Origin of the sequence: Mucilaginibacter sp. R-33 (assembly GCF_049949235.1) — a bacterium.
Lineage (GTDB): Bacteria > Bacteroidota > Bacteroidia > Sphingobacteriales > Sphingobacteriaceae > Mucilaginibacter.
In genome coordinates, this window is sequence record NZ_CP188089.1 from 783,838 (window position 1) to 801,436 (window position 17,599).

13 protein-coding genes are annotated in these 17,599 nt (G+C 42.8%); 8 read left to right on the forward strand and 5 right to left on the reverse strand.

Annotated elements, in window-relative coordinates; genetic code table 11:
* Positions 1 to 93: 93 nt before the first annotated feature.
* The 4 genes from ACP26M_RS03460 to ACP26M_RS03475 all read right to left on the reverse strand — a co-directional run bounded on the left by ACP26M_RS03460 (position 94) and on the right by ACP26M_RS03475 (position 5,563).
* Positions 94 to 2,523 (reverse strand): COR domain-containing protein, encoded by a 2,430-nt coding sequence (locus tag ACP26M_RS03460; protein WP_426586199.1) that lies wholly within the window; start codon positions 2,521 to 2,523, stop codon positions 94 to 96.
* Entirely contained in the window at positions 2,507 to 2,953 is a 447-nt protein-coding gene (locus ACP26M_RS03465) for a toll/interleukin-1 receptor domain-containing protein (RefSeq protein WP_426586201.1), read from the reverse strand. The genes ACP26M_RS03460 and ACP26M_RS03465 overlap by 17 nt, the downstream gene beginning before the upstream one ends.
* 233 nt (positions 2,954 to 3,186) lie before the next feature.
* Positions 3,187 to 4,089: a ribose-phosphate diphosphokinase gene (locus ACP26M_RS03470; protein WP_426586203.1), complete on the reverse strand. Its 903-nt coding sequence runs from the start codon at positions 4,087 to 4,089 to the stop codon at positions 3,187 to 3,189.
* A 55-nt stretch (positions 4,090 to 4,144) separates the two neighbouring features.
* Complete coding sequence (locus ACP26M_RS03475; RefSeq protein ID WP_426586205.1) at positions 4,145 to 5,563, reverse strand: nicotinate phosphoribosyltransferase; 1,419 nt, start codon at positions 5,561 to 5,563, stop codon at positions 4,145 to 4,147.
* Between ACP26M_RS03475 and ACP26M_RS03480 the strand changes: the two genes are divergently transcribed.
* Complete coding sequence (locus ACP26M_RS03480; protein ID WP_426586207.1) at positions 5,562 to 5,711, forward strand: hypothetical protein; 150 nt, start codon at positions 5,562 to 5,564, stop codon at positions 5,709 to 5,711. The two genes, ACP26M_RS03475 and ACP26M_RS03480, sit on opposite strands and share 2 nt — an antisense overlap.
* A 459-nt stretch (positions 5,712 to 6,170) precedes the next feature.
* Here the strand turns inward: ACP26M_RS03480 and ACP26M_RS03485 are convergent, their stop codons facing one another.
* On the reverse strand, positions 6,171 to 6,857 hold the full coding sequence (locus tag ACP26M_RS03485; RefSeq protein ID WP_426586209.1) for an NUDIX hydrolase: 687 nt from the start codon (positions 6,855 to 6,857) through the stop codon (positions 6,171 to 6,173).
* 170 nt (positions 6,858 to 7,027) lie between these two features.
* Between ACP26M_RS03485 and ACP26M_RS03490 the strand changes: the two genes are divergently transcribed.
* The 7 genes from ACP26M_RS03490 to ACP26M_RS03520 all read left to right on the forward strand — a co-directional run bounded on the left by ACP26M_RS03490 (position 7,028) and on the right by ACP26M_RS03520 (position 17,512).
* Positions 7,028 to 7,657 (forward strand): RNA polymerase sigma-70 factor, encoded by a 630-nt coding sequence (locus ACP26M_RS03490; protein WP_426586211.1) that lies wholly within the window; start codon positions 7,028 to 7,030, stop codon positions 7,655 to 7,657.
* 67 nt (positions 7,658 to 7,724) lie between these two features.
* Complete coding sequence (locus ACP26M_RS03495) at positions 7,725 to 8,693, forward strand: FecR family protein (protein WP_426586213.1); 969 nt, start codon at positions 7,725 to 7,727, stop codon at positions 8,691 to 8,693.
* 257 nt (positions 8,694 to 8,950) lie between these two features.
* On the forward strand, positions 8,951 to 12,313 hold the full coding sequence (locus tag ACP26M_RS03500) for a TonB-dependent receptor (protein WP_426586215.1): 3,363 nt from the start codon (positions 8,951 to 8,953) through the stop codon (positions 12,311 to 12,313).
* An 11-nt stretch (positions 12,314 to 12,324) separates the two neighbouring features.
* Positions 12,325 to 13,953 carry a RagB/SusD family nutrient uptake outer membrane protein gene (locus ACP26M_RS03505; protein WP_426586217.1) on the forward strand — a complete coding sequence of 543 codons (1,629 nt, stop codon included), beginning with the start codon at positions 12,325 to 12,327 and terminating at the stop codon, positions 13,951 to 13,953.
* Between the two features lie 43 nt (positions 13,954 to 13,996).
* Positions 13,997 to 15,133 carry a SusE domain-containing protein gene (locus ACP26M_RS03510; RefSeq protein ID WP_426586219.1) on the forward strand — a complete coding sequence of 379 codons (1,137 nt, stop codon included), beginning with the start codon at positions 13,997 to 13,999 and terminating at the stop codon, positions 15,131 to 15,133.
* A 56-nt stretch (positions 15,134 to 15,189) separates the two neighbouring features.
* The gene (locus ACP26M_RS03515) at positions 15,190 to 16,347 is read left to right on the forward strand and encodes a glycoside hydrolase family 76 protein (protein WP_426586221.1); all 1,158 of its coding nucleotides are present in this window, start codon (positions 15,190 to 15,192) and stop codon (positions 16,345 to 16,347) included.
* A 97-nt stretch (positions 16,348 to 16,444) separates the two neighbouring features.
* Positions 16,445 to 17,512: a glycoside hydrolase family 76 protein gene (locus ACP26M_RS03520; RefSeq protein ID WP_426586223.1), complete on the forward strand. Its 1,068-nt coding sequence runs from the start codon at positions 16,445 to 16,447 to the stop codon at positions 17,510 to 17,512.
* The last annotated feature ends 87 nt before the right edge of the window (positions 17,513 to 17,599 follow it).

Genomic DNA, 17,599 nt, shown 5'->3' on the forward strand with positions numbered 1-17,599 from the left:
CATGCTAAGCTATGCGAGCGACCTTTCATGTTGAAGACCTGAACGCGGGCCACAAGCGAGGACGCTTGCGGCAGCTGAGGGAAAGCTAAGAAATTAGTTGTTTTCCATCATTTCCTTTCTTTTTTTATTAAATTGTATTATTGAATCTTTTATTTGGTATATCACATCAACCAACGCTTCATCTATGTTTTTGTTATTGTAAATAGGTTGCCTATTATAGGATATCGGCATATAGTCAGCAAAAGGAGATGAATCATTATATGTATTTTGCATCATTATTGGAATGATTAAACTATTTCCAGATACCGCTTTCTCAATGATTTTTTCTATTTCGTCTACAGATATTACTTCATTAGTATGATAATTAGGAGTGATTAAGCAGATAAATATGTCCGCCGTTGAAAGATTTTCGTTTCTTTCGCGTTTTTCGTTGTTTCCAGCAGTTATTTTACTTTGATCCCATACTATTAAACCATACTCCTTGATTAAAGGTAAAAAGTGTTTATAAAACCTTTGTTTAATAAGATTATCTTCGGTCGAATAGGATATATAAACACGGGTTTTACTCTTGCTATTACCGGAATCTTTGCCAAAAGTGTTGTCGAGTAGAGCATTTACTTTGATTTCTTCTAAGCTATTGTTACATCTATCGATGTTTATATTTTTAGATTGAAGACGTTTCAGGTATTCATATTCGTAGTAGTAAGGCTTTGGATTTTCGAAGCACTCACTACAAATACATGGGACTAATTTTTTTACTTTAATGTTTTTAAAACTATTATTTATTTTATCGATGTGATAAAGGATAATTGTAAGAAATTCCTTTTTTTCATAACCATAAATTTTTATTAAAAACTCTTTCTTTCCATAGGTTTGAGTTATCTCTGCGCGAGCATTGTCACCTCTTTTTAGTATTACACCTTCTCTCCAAACTAATTCTTGGTTTTCGATATATTCTTGAACTCTTACAATGAATCTTGTAATTATGCCCTTGGGCATAAACTCATATTCATATTTTATAGTTAAGTTTTTTTCTTTATCCCACTTATATAATGGACGATTTCTTTGTAATAACTCAGGTACTATATAACTTGATTTTTTTTCTTCTATAGAATAGCAAAGTTCAAATTTTGTCATCAGTGCAAGTAGCTCATCATGCATTGACTTATAAAATTCATTATTCCATAATCGTTGGATGTCGTGTTTCGTAAAGAAACCGTTGCTGTTAATAACAATATCGTCGTCTAAGATTTTATATACCGCTTGCGTTCCCCAATCTGGTTTTAAAATAACCCATCGCTTTAAAACAGGGTTGTCTTGAAAATGCAAAAATATTCCGATATCATGAAAATATTCGCTGAGCAGTTGAGCTTGTTTAATATCATATCCCCCTATTGATTTGCAGATTTCAAAATATTCTGTATCCGAAATAAACGGTTTGTTTTTTGATTTTTTTTCTAATTTTTCTCGTATTTCTACCCAGCTTTTAGGTAACTCATCTCCCATATGAGATAGTCCGCGCACCTCAAGCTCGATATGTTCTTTTAGTTTCTTTAAGTTTTGAACATCTGTCGCCAAATTGAAAGAGAATGCCCGATGTAAGGTGCTAAAACGCTCCCTCATCCCCAAAATATTTATGTCTTTCTTTCTGTTCTGTTTTTCATTCAATGTAATCAATAATGGGCTATTTTCGCTAAGTAATTCAACCGTTTGTAGCCAATAGTTAAAGTCAGTGTCCTCTGCGCGATTATCCGCAAGTAAGATATATAAAGAACGTTTTGTTAGAAAAAATTGGTGCGTAGAATGATAGATTTCTTGGCCGCCAAAATCCCAAATATTTATCCTGAAATTGTTGTTCCCAGATTTGAAAAAATAAGGTTGAATTTCGATACCAAGAGTAGATGTTTCAGATGGGTTAAGTTGATACTTTTCATTTATAAGCTTTCTCATTAATGAAGTTTTGCCTGCACCCGGTTCCCCAACAATTAATAGCTTAGCCTCATAGATTTTTTTTGTTCCTTTTGCTTTTTCCCTTATGTAATTTAAAATAGCTTCGGAGCCCCGATTATAAATCTCTAACGGAGGATCTACGACTGGATTGCCATCATAATCTACTGTTTGTATATTGAAAGCCCAATTTGGCAGATGTGTAATTTTATTGCTTTTTGCAAACAACAAATTTAAATTATCTAAATCTGATATTCCGACAGGAAGTTCGGTTAAATCATTTCTTGATAAATATAGAACTCGAAGATTTTTTAATTTGCTTATTTCAGGAAAGAGAGTTTTTAATCGACAGTCCTTTAAATCTAATAACTCAAGATTTTCAAATTCACATAACCAATCTGGAAGCTTTTCGAGAGGGTTGCCACTGAGATTTAGTCGTTTGATAAATCTAATTTTCAGCAACTCATCGGGAACTTCTATAAGATTTTGTGTACTTAGATCGATGGTTTCGCCTTGATTTAGCAATACCTGATTTATTTTATTTAAATAGGAAGATTGATTATTTGATGAGTTCATTTATCCTAATAATTAAATTAGTCCACACCTTCTCCCTTTCGAAATCGCTCATTTGAATTATAGTTTTTGAGGGACTATTTACAGCTTGAAATTGCGAGAGTTGTGGGTAGAAGTCGAAAAGACAAGGTTTTAAAATAACACTTAGTATTGTAACTCCCCTTTTTTCTGCATTTAATAAATAAGGTAATTCCTTTTCCATTATAAAGTTGGAATTTAAAAAGTCTGGACTTATAAGAAGAATTGCTATTCTGGCTTGGCTAAGCGCTGTTTCTATTTCTTCCTTCCATTTCATTCCTGCAAATATTTTAGAATCGTCCCAAAATTCAACTTTGTTTTTTAGCGCGGAAAAATGTCTTTTCAAACTTTTTAGCAATTCTTCATCTTCATGACTGTAACTTATGAAAACTCTATCCAATAATGTGTCGTTCATCAAAATACTTTTAAGATATTAAAATCATTATCGTAATATATAAAATAAAGAGATTGTATAAAAAAATACAAATAATTATTTAGTGGATTCAATAATCTTAACAAAAAAAGCGCGCTGTATACTTTCCTGATACAATAAGCAGTCTTTGACATTTAACAATTTGCCGAAAGTCTATCCCTGTGGCGCATGAAAGGTATAAACCATGTATTACAAAGGATATCCAGCTTTTAAACCTAACCACAAATCAACCCCGCCACAGTCCTCACCTCCACAAAATCATCCCCTTCCAAATCTTTACAATTCACATGCGTATCGGTACAGATTAGCTTTTTAATAGCCCCGCAAGCTTTTAACTTGCCAATACCATCGTTAACAAATAAGCCATGTGTAGTGATCACATAGATATCACCGGCACCGGCGTTTTTATAAGTGAGTGCGGCGTTTACGATGCTGCCGCCTGAGCGGATCATGTCGTCATAAATTATGACCGTTTTTCCGGCTACGTCGGCGTTGATGGCACTTACTTCGGTATGGTCGCCTTTGAGGCGGCGTTTGAGGATAAAGGCCGCATTTACGCCCATGTCGTTAGCTAATGATTCCACCCATTTGGCGCGGCCGGCATCGGTGCTGGCTATTACAAAGCTATCACCTCCATATCGGGTGGCTGCCTCAATTACAATATCTTTGCAATACACGTGTACGGGATACAGGTCCTGCTCAAAGTAGTACTGGATACCCTCGCTATGGAGGTCGAACAGCATGACCTTATTGCCCCGATTTGATTTGGGTATGGCCGAAATTAGGCGGGCGCGGGTTTTGGCGGTCACGATTTCGCCGGGTTTAACGGCGCGTTCCATGGTGCTGTAACCGAAATAGGGGATCACCAGCGTAAGCGAATCGGCACCATAACTCACCAGCGACGAAGCAAGGTCATATAATTCAAGTGTGGCGCTGTCGTTCACGGTACCACCAATCAGCAGCACTTCGCGACCTTCCACATTGGATAGGATACGCTGGTAGCGCTCGCCATCGGTAAAGTGGCTTACTTCAATTTCGCCGCGTTCGCAATGGCCAAGGGCAAGCACTTTTTCGGCAAGGTATTCATATCCGGTTATGGCAAAAAGTAGTTTCTTCATTATATAAGAGCTTAAAGCAGAAGGCCTAAGCATAAAGCTTTTTTGTTTATGCGGTTTATTGGTGTTGCAAGGTATCTATCACCTGTTCAAAGGTAAAATCTTTCATGATATGGCCGTTCTCAAAAACGGTTTGCAGCTGGTCGGCCAGTTCGGGTTGCTCATCCTGCTGAATGGTTTTGTAGCCTTCGGCAGTTTTTACCAGTTTGAGCCTGCCGCCTTTGCTCTTTTTAAAGCTGGTGGTGATGTTGCCATTGGCGTCCATTTCGGCCGGACTTTTCTCAACGGCTACCTCTTTGCCATCAATCACGGCGCTGCTGCATTTCAGGGCGAACTTCTGCGTATCACGGTCAACCTTTTGCAGTAACGCGCCGCCCATGCCCAGCACCAGGTTTTCAGCACTGATCCCGTTTTCTTTAAGGGCTTTGTAAATCACGCCTATCTCGGTATAATTAACCCCATCGCCCTGGATCACCCTAACCTGCGGAGGCAGCGCTTTATAGCCCTTGGCATTGGTGGTAAAGCCGAACTTATCGAACAGGATGTTAAAGATCTCCAATAAGGTCATGACCGGGTCGCCGCTATCCGGGCGGATCACCAGTGTACCATCGCGTTTTAGGATCTCCTGTTTCAAGTCCTCACCCCAGTACTCGCTGCAGGCGCGGAAAATATTGTAACTATCGCTTACACAGGCAATAACGCCGGTAGGGAAGCTGCGCAGCACATGTTTAAATACTTCCAGTTCGCCTTGTTGCCCAAGCAGGGTACAAATGCTGTGCTCGGTAGCCGGAATGCTGAGGCCGTAAACCTTTTCCGCGTGGTAATATTTAATGGCCATACCAGAGCCGGCCAGGTTATCGCTGCCTGCAAAGCTGAGCAGGTGAGCCGCGCCACCAATTTTGGCACTTTCCACGCTGCTCACCCCGCGGAAACCGAAGTCATTCAGCACAAAACCAATCCCGCCGAAAGCTTCGGGTGTGGCGGTTTCCTCGTAGTATTGGGTAACTACTTTTTTAACCTCGTGGCTAAGCGTAGCTACGGTGCAAGGGTACCAAACCTGCATCAGCAAGGTTTCGAGGAAGTTGGTGAGCCAGTAACATTCCGGGTCCGTATTTTCAATAGTCATAAGCACGTTGCCTGTGGGGACGCTGCTGCCTTCGGCCACAGCTTTAATGCGAACCGGCAGGTGACCGTTATATTTATCCAGTATGTACTGAAATTTGCTGCAATCAAACACATCATCGCGGCCAAAAACCTGTTTCAGAAATTCGTCGGCCTCATCCAGGTCAACCTGGTTAAAGGCCGGGCCCTGCAGGTATTCCTTCAAAAAATATTGCAGCCCGAAGAAAACGGTTTCGTTGAACATGCCCCCGCGGCTTTCCAGGTAACTGTAAATATTGGTGGTGCCGGGGTAGTAAAATTTATGGTGGGCGTATTTATATGCGTCGGCTAAGAGGATCAGATTTTCCTTTTTCATGGCTTTAATTTTTAAGGTATTTGCCGGTGATGAAATTAAACAATTCAATGTGTTCTTCGCTTATGGAGCCATCTTTTATCATCAATGGCAGGTCGGTAAGTTTAAACCAGGCCAGGTCGGCAATATCATCCTGTGCCTTTGGTTATAATTACTCCTGTTTTTATTTCTGTTTTGCGTTAATTATACGCAAATATAAAATATGCGTTTTTAATACGCAAATTGTTTTTTTATTTTGGGGGAGAGACCTATAATGGTGGTAAAATAAACCGGTCATGCTGAACTTATTTCAGCACCCCACAAGCCGAGGCGCAAGCATAGCGGAGACTTAGCATGTGGGGGCCCGAAATAAATTCGGGATGGCGAATGTGGGCATGTTGAACTTGTTTCAGCACTCCACAAGCAGAGGCGCAAGCATAGCGGAGACTTAGCATGTGGGATCCCGAAATAAATTCGGGACGACGAATGTGGGCATGCTGAACTTGTTTCAGCACCCCATAAGCAGAGGAGCGGGCATAGCGGAGACTTAGCATGTGGGATCCCGAAATAAATTCGGGACGACGGAAAAGTTAAAAGTCTCCCCAACCGGGGGAGATTTAGAGGGGCCCCGCTATATCTCGAAACTAATACCCTCTTTCTGCAGCTGATAATACTTTTCCTCATTAAAACGGAAAAGGTTACCCGGTCTGCCGGCGCCTTCGAGAGCCTGTTTTTCGGTAGTTTCTTCGAGGAAGCCGTATTTGGTGATCTTCTTTTTAAAGTTACGGCGGTCGATAGGGCGGTCGAGTACCGCGAGGTAAAGTTTTTCGAGCTCGGAGAAGGGGAATTTTTCTTCAAGCAGTTCAAAGCCTACAGGCTGATAAAGCATTTTACTTTTCAGGCGTTCGCGTGCCACACTGATGATGGTGGTATGATCGAACGCCAGGGCGGGAAGCTTTTTGATATTGAACCAGTTTACATCGCTGGCGTCGGTAGCGGCTTTAACAACAAAGGCGTCGGGCCTTACAAGCCCGTAATAAGTTATGGAGATCACCCTGTTACGCGGGTCGCGCCCTGGCTGGCCAAAGCTGTACAGTTGCTCCAGGTAAGTGATGTTTACGCCGGTCTCTTCCCGTAGCTCGCGCTGAATGGCTTCCTCTAACGATTCATGGTCAGCCACCAAACCGCCTGGTAATGCCCAGCTGTTTTTAAAAGGCTCAATATTGCGTTTGATGAGCAGCACGGATAATCCCTCCTTGGAGGTATATCCAAATACTACGGCATCAACGGCAACCTTTATGTTTTGGGCGACTGACATAATACAAAGTTAGATATTGAGAAGCGGTAGGGCAAGAGAAAGGCAACTATTCAATCAATTAAAACCGGTGTGCCGAACACTATTTCTTTACGTTTTATTAGCTGGTGAGGTAACGGTGTTAAGCGGAAGGAATATTAAAAGTTTTTTTATTTAAAAATTTTCTTGTAAATATGCCCTACCGATCAGTAAACCGTTTTACCGCCGCTATGCTTCACGATAAGGAATATCAAATGTGGCCCGATGCCCGGTTATTGGGGCAGTTAAGGCTTGATGACCGTAAGGCATTTGAAATTCTGTACCATAAATATTCGTCGAAGTTGTTTTACGCTGCTTATAATCTTTTCAGGGATAAGGATGTTTGTGAAGACCTGGTGCAGGAGTTATTTATTGATCTGTGGACAAAGCGCAATCAGCTAAATATCACTTCGCTTGAAGCTTACCTTAAAGTAGCCATCAGGCACCGTGTGTTATTTTATCTGCGTACAAAAAAGGCATCGGTAGATCTCGCTGTGATTGAAACACTGGTTGAAAAGTATTCGGCCGATAGTAAATTGTTCCAGGATGATATTACTCATTTATTGGAAGATGGCGTAGCTCAGTTACCCGAAAAATGCCGGCAGATCTTTACCCTGAGCCGTAAAGAGTATCTCAGCAATAAAGAGATAGCTACCCGGCTAAACATTTCTATTAAAACAGTCGAAAATCAGATCACTATCGCTTTAAGATACCTGCGCACCGGTTTAACCGACTATCTGCCGTCGGTAGTGGCGCTGGTATTGCTGCATATGTTTGGCAAATAGACCCAAAAAAATATTTCCAATTGCTTTGGGGGGTACCCCGGTTTATTGCATCCTGCAGTTATAAACCATGGCAAAATTCCCTTTCAGAAAAAAACAATCCGGTGCAAATGACATGCATTTGCAGGAAGAGCTTGTAAATAAATATTTCGACGAGCTCGATCTCCGCAGCGTACAAAACGAGGCAGGTGATGAGGTGGAATTTAATGCTGATGGCGTATACAGCAGGATCAATGCTACTTTAGATAATGCAGAAAAGAAAACTCCCGGCAAATCAAAAAGATGGATGGTTGCAGCCTCGCTGCTTGCCGGTTTATGCATTTCGGTAACTGCCGCCTATCATTACCGTTATGCCCTGCTTGATCGTTTAGATCCTATCGCCAGCAAACAATTGGTTGCCGCTAACGGGCAAACTATAAACTTTACCCTTGCCGATGGTACTAAGATATGGTTAAACGCAGGCAGCAAGCTTACTTACCCCGAAACCTTCCGGGGCGAAAAACGGGAGATCAGGCTGGAAGGCGAAGCTTTTTTGGATGTAGCCCATGATCCGGCCAAAGCTTTTATTATACATACGGGGCAGGTGAGCACCCATGTATTGGGTACCAGTTTCAATATCAAAGCCTACGCCAATGAGCGCTTTATTAAGGTTGACGTTTTAAGCGGAAAGGTAGGGGTGGTTACCCCCGAAGGTAAGTCGAAAAGTACAACCACAATGTTAACCCCTGCCGAAGAGGTTGTTTTTAACAAGGATGGCCTGTCGGTTACCAAAAATAAACAGGTTGATGTGAACGCCCTAAGCAGCTGGAAGGACGGCGAACTGGTATTTAAAAATATGGCGCTGCCTGAAGTGCTCAACACTATTAACCGCCACTTCAATGTAACCGTAATGGCCGATGTTAACCTGGCACGTTGCTCTATTACCGCCAACTTTACCAATGTTTCACTGGAAAATATTATGAAGATCATATCGAAACTGGTGAAGGGAAAAGCTGTGCAAAAGGGCCCGGTTTATCAGCTAAAAGGGAAGGGCTGCTAACATAAAACCAATTAATTAAAGAGATATACCAATTATCAGTTAACCTAAATACAAGCTATGATAACATAAATACATTAAAAAACCCTGCTCAAAAGGGATTTTGACAGGGTTAAACTAAAATGCCGGGTTATTAATTAGTGCAGCGTTTAGAGGTCCAATTCAGAACGAAGCACTTGAATTTCAAACACTTTAATTTTCTCAAATCTATGAATATATCTCTATTTTCAAATGGAGTAATTCGTCATGTATTAATATTAATGAAAATTACCTCGCTTGCCTGCTTTGTGGTTTGCCTCATGTGCTTTACGGCCGTGGCAAACAACTCGTTTGGCCAAAAATTTCTGGAGGTATCGGTTACGCTCAGATTAAAAAATGCCAAACTAACCGACGCGCTGGATAAGATCTCGAACCAAAAGCATATCAAATTTGCTTACGCCGATAATGTACTTAAATCAACTTATGTTGTAAGCCTTAAGGTTAAGGACAAAAGTATCAGGGAAGTACTCGATCAGGTTTTAACCCCTTTTAATCTTAGCTATAAGATCATCGACGATGTTATTGTTATTGATGAAAAGCCCGAGATTGAAAGCAGCACGGGAGGCATACAACAAGGCCCCAGGCAACCCATCAAAATTAAAGGTAAAGTTACCGACGAAAACAACTTAGTTATACCCGGCGCGAGCGTTCGGGTTAAAGGTACTTCTATTGGCACAGTAACTGACGTTAACGGCAATTACACTATTGATGCTCCGGATGCTAACGCTGTACTGGTGTTTAACTTTATTGGTTATACCACAAAGGAACAGCCTGTCGGTGGCCAAACTACGCTGAACGTGCAATTGGTTCCTGAAAGAACTTCTCTTAATGAGGTGGTAGTTATTGGTTATGGAACGCAAAGGCGTGCCAATGTTATTGGTGCGGTTGACCAGGTCAGCTCGAAGGCTATCGAGACGAAACCATCGGTTAACCTGACACAAGCTTTGCAGGGAACATCCCCAAACCTTATCATCCAGCAAACCAGTTCAGAGCCAGGTGCTTACGCTAATATTAATATACGGGGTATGAGTACCTTGAATGATAATAACCCATTGGTAGTTATTGATGGTATTACGGGCGGCGATATCAACTTGCTCAACCCTTTAGATATTGAAAGTGTTTCGGTATTGAAGGATGCCGGTTCGGCTGCTATTTATGGTTCACGCTCGGCCAATGGGGTTATTTTGGTTACCACTAAAAAAGGAAAAAATAATTCGCGTACAACGCTTTCATATAATGGGCAGGCTGGTATCCAGTCACCGCATGTTGGCTACAAGCCGGTGCATAGTTATGAAAATGCCATTTTGCGTAACGAGGCTGTGGTGAATGCCGGTTTGCAGCCTATTTACAGTCCGCAGCAAATTCGTGACTTTCAGCAACAAGGCGATCAGCAATGGTTTTTGGATGCAATTTTAAAAGATGCATGGCAGCAAAATCACAACCTGGCTTTAACCGGCGGAAACGCCACTACTACATTCCTGGTATCGGCCGGGGTTACTGACCAGCGAAGTAACCTCGTTGGTCCCAATTATGGCTTAAGGCGTTACAATTACAGGATGAACCTTACCAGTAATTATGGTAAACTTAAGTTAACAGGCATACTTTCCTACTCACGTACCGAAATTAAAGAACACTCGTACAGCACCGGTACCCTTATTGTGGATGCCGGCCGTACACCTACTTATTATAAAATCAAAGACGACCAGGGCCGCTACCTTACGAATGATGTGCTTACCGAGTTTAACCCGTTGGGTATACTCGAAAAAGGTGGCTATCGGTTACGCGATAATGATAACATATTTGGAAATCTTAATGCCGAACTTTCCATCACTAAAGACCTGAAGTTAAAAGGTGTATTTGGTGGTACGTTGCTATCAAACCACATGTTTGGCAGGGTAATGCAGGTTAATTTTTATCCGTCGGGTACCTACGGTGCTGATAGAAACACCAACGACGAGAACGACAAAAACCTGTTTACCAATGCACAGTTTCTGGCGCAGTATACTAAAACCTTTAATAAATCGCATAATGTTGATGTGCTTATTGGTGTTGCTAATGAATCGACCACTAATAAATCAAACAGGCTTTATTTAAAGTATACCGACCCGGAGTTAGGCACCCCAGTTACAGGCACCGTTATCGATCCGGCATCTTCAAACACCAATAATAACACCGTAGAAACAAGTCTTAACTCGTTATTTGGCAGGGCTAACTATTCGTACAAAAACAAGCTCTACGGCGAGTTCGATTTCCGTTTGGATGCTTCGTCTAAATTCAATACACAAAATCGTAACGCATTTTTTCCATCGGTTTCGGGCGGTTACAGGTTAACAGAAGAGGCCTTTATGCAAAACTATCGCGATAAATTAGGCGATATTAAGTTAAGGGCTTCATATGGTATTTTGGGAAACCAGAGTGTGCGCGATTATCAGTATCTGCGTACTTATGGGCCTTACCGCAATGGAGATGGAACAATCAATCCCAATCCTTACGGGTTCAATAACTCCGGCGTTGGCGGCATAACTATTGATTTTGCCAATCCAAACCTGCGTTGGGAACGCGCGGCAACATTTAATGCCGGCGTTGATGCCAATTTCTTTAAAAACAGTTTAAGTGTATCGGTTGATTATTTCAACAAAACAACCCGTGATATCCTGTTGCCGCCGGTTGTACCAGGAACTTTCGGCGCCGGGCTACCAAGTTATAACGCGGGGAAGGTGCAAAACCACGGCTGGGAACTTACGGTTAATTATTATTTGACCACTCAAAACTTTAAGCATTCCTTTAGCTTTAATGTGGGCGATAGTAAAAACAAAGTTTTATACCTTGAGGGCGGCGACCAGTTAAAAACGTACGATGAGATGCAGGTTATTAACCGCGTTGGTCTGCCTATTGGTTCGTATGTGGGTTTAAAACGCGATGGCTATTTTCAAAATCTCCATGATATCCAAACAGGCCCTAAACCAGCCGGCCTAACTGTTTCGCCTGGCGACAATCGTTATGTTGACGTTAACGGCGACGGCGTTATTGATGATAACGACAAGTTTGTTTTGGGCAACCCATTCCCACGATTGACTTTCGGTTTTACCTATAATGTTACGTTTAAAGGTTTTGACTTCAACCTGTTTTTACAGGGCGTGGGCAAGCGGAGCATGTTTGTAAGAGGCGAACAGGTTGAGCCCTTCCACGTAAATTATTCGCAGGTTATTTATCAGCACCAGTTAGATTATTGGACTCCTGAAAACCCAGACGCACGTTACCCAAGACTCGCGGCCAGCGGCAGTCAATCGAATGAAAATAACTTCAGGCGAGGGTCAGACATGTACCTGTTTGATGGCAAATACCTGCGGGTGAAAAATGTGCAGTTTGGTTATACCTTACCTGCAACTTGGTCAAAGAAATTGGGCTTACAAAAACTGAGGGCCTATGTATCCGGTCAAAACGTACTCACTTTTTCAGGTGTGAAGTTTATAGATCCTGAATCGACCGAGTTCAACAATAACCTTAGTGCAAATGGAGCAAACAGCGCACGCGCTTATCCAACACCAATTTATTATGGTTTTGGCTTAGATGTAACCTTATAACACTATCCATCATGAAAAAAAAATCAACACATAAAATTGCCTTCTTTATATTGCTTGCCGGGTTGGTATCGGCCTGTAAAAAGCTTGACCTGGCACCGGTAAACAAATTTACCGATAGCAATTTCTGGACGACAGCTGAAAAGGCCGGCAGTGTGCTTAATACGGCATATACTCAAATGTATAATAATGACTATTTCTTTTATAACGAAGGAGCGTCGGATAATGCATACAATGGCCGTGGTGACAACCAAGGGGTGGCTTCGCTTGCCGCAGGCACCTATGATCCGTCATTGGGGCGTATCAAACAGGAGTGGGGCTTTCACTATAGTGGCATAAAAACTTGCAATATCTTTTTAGAGAATGTTGATAAGGTTACCGCTATGGACGCAACGCTGAAAGCCCGTATGAAAGCTGAAGCAAGGTTTATCCGTGCTTTTCATTATTTTATGCTGGAGACCTGGTGGGGGGATGTGCCTTTATTTGATCACGACATTACAATTGAAGAATCAAAAACAGTTGCACGTACGCCGAAGGCGCAGGTAGTGGATTTTGTTTTAAAAGAACTTGATGCAGCGGCTGCCGATTTGCCGGTGAACACCGCCTATAAAGAATTCGACAGAGGGCGCATCACTAAAGGCGCTGCCATTGCCCTTAAAGCAAGGGTGTTGTTATATGAAAACCGCTGGCAGGAAGTTGCTGCTACCTGCGAAAAGCTGATGAACGATAATAGTAATGGTACATACAGCTTGTTCCCCTCATATGAAGGTGTGTTTTTGCCGCAAAACGAATATAACAGCGAGGTAATGCTTGACCTGGAATATGTGCCTATTGTGCGTACCTACAGCAACTTTTTTGATATGGCCCCGCTGGCTGTGGGCGCGCGTTTGAATGCACTTGCGCCAACCCAGGAACTGGTGGACAGTTACCTGATGGATAACGGAAAAAAAATATCTGATGCAGGTTCGGGCTACGACGAAAACAATCCGTACGTTCACCGCGATCCACGTCTAACCAATACTATTGTTTACAATGGCTATCAATGGAAAAAACCTGATAACACAACACAGGTTATATATACCAAACCGGGCGATGATCCTGCTCCTACCAAGCTTGATGAATATGCTCCCGGAAAGGTAAGTTCGCCGACTGGCTACTATATCCGTAAGTATTACGATCCTACATCTGCCACCAATTTTCAGTCGGGTTTAAACTTAATATTAATCCGTTATGCCGATGTGTTGCTGATGTATGCCGAAGCTAAAAATGAGCTTGGCCAGCTGGATGCCGGTGTTTGGGATAAAACAATCAAAGCCTTACGCGCCCGCGCCGGTTTTACCGATGCGCCTGCACTTAACTTCAGTGCAACCGGACAGGCAGATTTACGGAACGTTGTACGCAACGAGCGCCGCGTAGAGCTGGCTATGGAAGGCCTGCGGGTGTTTGATATCCGTCGTTGGCATACTGCCGAAACCGTACTGAACGGTTGGGCGCACGGAGCCAAATTTGGTCCGGCATCGGTTGATAATGGCTACATCAGGGCCAACCTGCGCACATTTGACAAAGGTAAAAACTACCTCTGGCCAATCCCTCGCGATGAGCGCGCTGTTGACCCTAACCTAACTCAAAACCCGGGCTGGTAAATCATTAATTATTTATAAAAAGACATTATAATCAATTACGATCATGAAAAATATTACATACTGCCTCATGGCAGGCATCATAGCCATTTTAATGGTAACAGGCTGCAAAAAGGATAAAACCTTACAACATACACAGGTATCGGCAGTAACCAACCTTTTTGCTCCTGCAAATAACAAATTCATCCAGTTAGAGCCGGTAACAGGTTCGGCCACCTTTGAATGGGCCGAAGCCCATGCCGAAGACAATGGATTGGTTTTGTACGAGGTTGCCTTTGATAAAGAAGGCGGCGATTTTTCAAAGCCAATTTATACTATTCCTTCAGATGCTAACGGACTATACAACAAACTTACCATCTCGTACAAAGACCTGAATAAGGTGGCCGATTTAGCCGGGATCCAACCGCAGGCTACCGGTAAATTGAAATGGACCGTAATGTCATCAAAAGGTATCAATGTGGTTAAAGCGACTGCATCAAGCATTATTGAAGTGCAGCGTGCTGCGGGTTTTACAGATATTCCTGCTGATCTGTACCTGACAGGTTCGGCTACCGAAGGCGGCGAAGACTTAAGCAAAGCGGTACATTTTAAACAAACTGCAGCGGGTGTTTTTGAGGCCTGGACTTCATTAAAAGCAGGTACTTATCACTTCGCCGAGCGTAACACAGGCACGCCTGCAACTTACTCTGTCGATGGCATTAAACTGCTGAAAGACGGTAGCACTACCGTAACCGGAGCCACAAAGGTCGAACGTATCGTAGTTGACTTTACCTCTGCGTCAGCTACTATAACCGAAGTAACCGAGGTTGGTTTATGGTTTGCGGCAGATAATAAAGTATGGTTCCCACTGCCTTACAAAGCCGGTGGTAAATGGGAAATAGATAACGCTTCTATTGTATTTCACCAGGAATCATGGGGTAGGGACGAGCGTTACAAGTTCCGCTTTACCTTTAAAGATGCGGCTGGTAACACTACAACTCAGTTTTATGGCAGCAAAAATTCGGATAACAGTCGTCCGGATGCCAATACAGCCAAATCATTCTGGTACATGGTGCCGGTTAACAACTCGCAATATGATTTCTGCTTTAAGTTTACCGGTGCAGCCGATAATCACAACGCCGATATCGTAGTTGATTTTAGCGCTGATGCTGCTGCTTATACTCACTCTGTTACTGTTAAATAATTAATGATTAGCACCTGTCGCCTAACCGTCGGCAGGTTCACTATAAACTATATTTTATGAAAAATAAAGTATTCAAGAATTTAGCTGTCGTTGCCCTCGCGGGAGGGGTAGCAGCAAGCTTTTCGTCGTGCCTGAAAGATAAACCTTTCCCCTTGTACGGCAATAAAGCTTCGGCAAAGGTGCAATATAAGTACGCCGAAACGGCCGATTCATTACAGGAAAAAACATACACAACTTTCATATCAGCAAACGGTAACTACTTCGTAGCGAATAACGCGGGTAGTACCACGTTTAACTACTGGCCTAACGCGCATACGCTTGATATTTTTACCGACGCCTATCTGCGCACCAACAATGATATCTACAAACAAAGAATGAGCTCGCTTTTAGCCGGGATAAAAGCTACTAACGGCGGGCTTTCCAATAATTTTTACGATGATATGGAATGGCTGGACTTGGCTGCACTAAGGGCTTACAATGCTACAAAGGATGCCGCTTATCTAACAGCTGCCCATGCGCTTTGGGCAGATATCCAGACCGGCGAAAACAATAACCAGGGCGGCGGCATAGCCTGGCGTAAAAATCAGTTGGATTATAAAAATACACCTGCAAATGCTCCGGCCATCATCTTTGCGGCGCGTTTATATGCTCTGGAAAAAAATGAGGCCGACCTCGCGACAGCAAAAAGATTATATACCTGGCTCAAGAAAACCCTGCTTGATCCATCAGGTATTATCTGGGATGGTATCAACGCCAATGGCGACGGGCAGATCAGCAAGTGGAAGTTTACCTATAACCAGGGCGTGTTTATCGGGGCCGCATTAGAACTTTATCATGTTACCAAAGATGCTGCCTACCTTACCGATGCGGTAAACACAGCTAATGCCACCATTAATGATACAGATATTTCACCCGGCGGTATCCTGAAATCGGAAGGGCAGGGCGACGGTGGTTTATTTAAGGGAATCCTGATCAGGTATCTTACACTGCTGGCCCTCGACCCCGATGTTGCTGAAACCGACAGGACTAAGTTTATCAGCTTCCTGAAATTTAACGCCGAAACACTATATACGGCAGGTATCGAAAGACCATCGCTCATGATCAGCCCCGACTGGAAAAAGAAACCATCGGGAACAACAGACCTTACTACCCAGTTAAGCGGTGTGATGATGGTTGAAGCTGCCGCAACGCTGAAATCGGCCGGTAAATTTTAAACAACAACTTTGTAACAATAAAAGCCATAAAAGTATTCAACCACTTTTATGGCTTATTTTAGTATCTGATTTATACCTGTCTTAAATACAATTATCTATGAAAATTAAATTGATTAGCCTGCTTTGTCTGTCTGTTGCCTTAAGTACAAGTGCCCAAACGCCCGGCTACAAAGAGCGGATAAAAATCATTAACCAAAATATCAACAGTTGTTTTGCTGATACCAAAACAGGGTTGTATCTTGAAACTACCGACTCGGTTGAGAATAAGGGCAACCATTCGTTTTTGTGGCCACTTTGTGCTTTGGTTCAAGCTGCTAATGAAATGGAAGTGCTGGAACCTTCAAAACAATATCTCAAGCCTGTTATGGTTGCTATCCAGCAATATTATTCGCCCCGCTCGCCCGCACCGGCTTACCAGGCCATGGTGGCAAAAGAAAAGCAGGATTCGCGTTTTTATGATGATAACGAGTGGGTGGCCATTGCCCTGATGGATGCCTATAACCGTACCCATAACAAACAGTATTTGGAAACCTCTAAAATGATCTACCGCTTTTTACTAACCGGTTATACCAATGAGGCAGGCGGTGGTTTTTATTGGGAAGAAGGCAACCGGAAAAGTAAAAATACCTGCTCAAACGGTCCGGGGATTTTGGTGGCTTTGCAGTTGTACAAAGCAACCGGCCGTAAACAGTATTTAGATACCGCGTTGCTGGCTTATAACTGGACAAACAAAAACCTGCAGGCGTCATCCGGCTTGTTTTATGATAACATAAAGGTGCCGTCGTTAAAGATCGATTCGGCCATTTATACATACAACGCGGGTACCATGCTGCAAGCCAATGTGCTGCTCTATAACATCACCCATGATAAAAAATACCTGACCGAGGCCCGTCGCATAGCCAAAGCTTCCGAACAATATTTTTACCGTAACAACCGGCTGCCCGGCAATTATTGGTTCAATGCGGTTTTACTTCGTGGCTACCAGGAATTATATCGTGTTGATAAAGACCAAAAGCAAGTCCGGTTTTTTGTTGACGACGCCAACCGCACCTGGCAACAGGAACGGAACGATAAAAACCTGCTCGGCCCGCATCGCATCAAAAGCCTGATAGACCAGGCAGCGATGGTGGAGATTTATGCGAGGTTGGAGGAGATGGGGGTGTAACTAACTACTAACTAACCGTCATGCCGAATTTATTTCGGCATCCCACATGCTAAGTATTTAGGCGATAGAGTTTTATTTTTATTAAGA

Bases quoted from the DNA above. Each gene is read 5' to 3' on its own strand.
- ACP26M_RS03460 (WP_426586199.1), bottom strand. From the start codon at position 2,523: ATGAACTCATCAAATAATCAATCTTCCTATTTAAATAAAATAAATCAG.
- ACP26M_RS03465 (WP_426586201.1), bottom strand. From the start codon at position 2,953: ATGAACGACACATTATTGGATAGAGTTTTCATAAGTTACAGTCATGAA.
- ACP26M_RS03470 (WP_426586203.1), bottom strand. From the start codon at position 4,089: ATGAAGAAACTACTTTTTGCCATAACCGGATATGAATACCTTGCCGAA.
- ACP26M_RS03480 (WP_426586207.1), top strand. From the start codon at position 5,562: ATGGCTTTAATTTTTAAGGTATTTGCCGGTGATGAAATTAAACAATTC.
- ACP26M_RS03475 (WP_426586205.1), bottom strand. From the start codon at position 5,563: ATGAAAAAGGAAAATCTGATCCTCTTAGCCGACGCATATAAATACGCC.
- ACP26M_RS03485 (WP_426586209.1), bottom strand. From the start codon at position 6,857: ATGTCAGTCGCCCAAAACATAAAGGTTGCCGTTGATGCCGTAGTATTT.
- ACP26M_RS03490 (WP_426586211.1), top strand. From the start codon at position 7,028: ATGCCCTACCGATCAGTAAACCGTTTTACCGCCGCTATGCTTCACGAT.
- ACP26M_RS03495 (WP_426586213.1), top strand. From the start codon at position 7,725: ATGGCAAAATTCCCTTTCAGAAAAAAACAATCCGGTGCAAATGACATG.
- ACP26M_RS03500 (WP_426586215.1), top strand. From the start codon at position 8,951: ATGAAAATTACCTCGCTTGCCTGCTTTGTGGTTTGCCTCATGTGCTTT.
- ACP26M_RS03505 (WP_426586217.1), top strand. From the start codon at position 12,325: ATGAAAAAAAAATCAACACATAAAATTGCCTTCTTTATATTGCTTGCC.
- ACP26M_RS03510 (WP_426586219.1), top strand. From the start codon at position 13,997: ATGAAAAATATTACATACTGCCTCATGGCAGGCATCATAGCCATTTTA.
- ACP26M_RS03515 (WP_426586221.1), top strand. From the start codon at position 15,190: ATGAAAAATAAAGTATTCAAGAATTTAGCTGTCGTTGCCCTCGCGGGA.
- ACP26M_RS03520 (WP_426586223.1), top strand. From the start codon at position 16,445: ATGAAAATTAAATTGATTAGCCTGCTTTGTCTGTCTGTTGCCTTAAGT.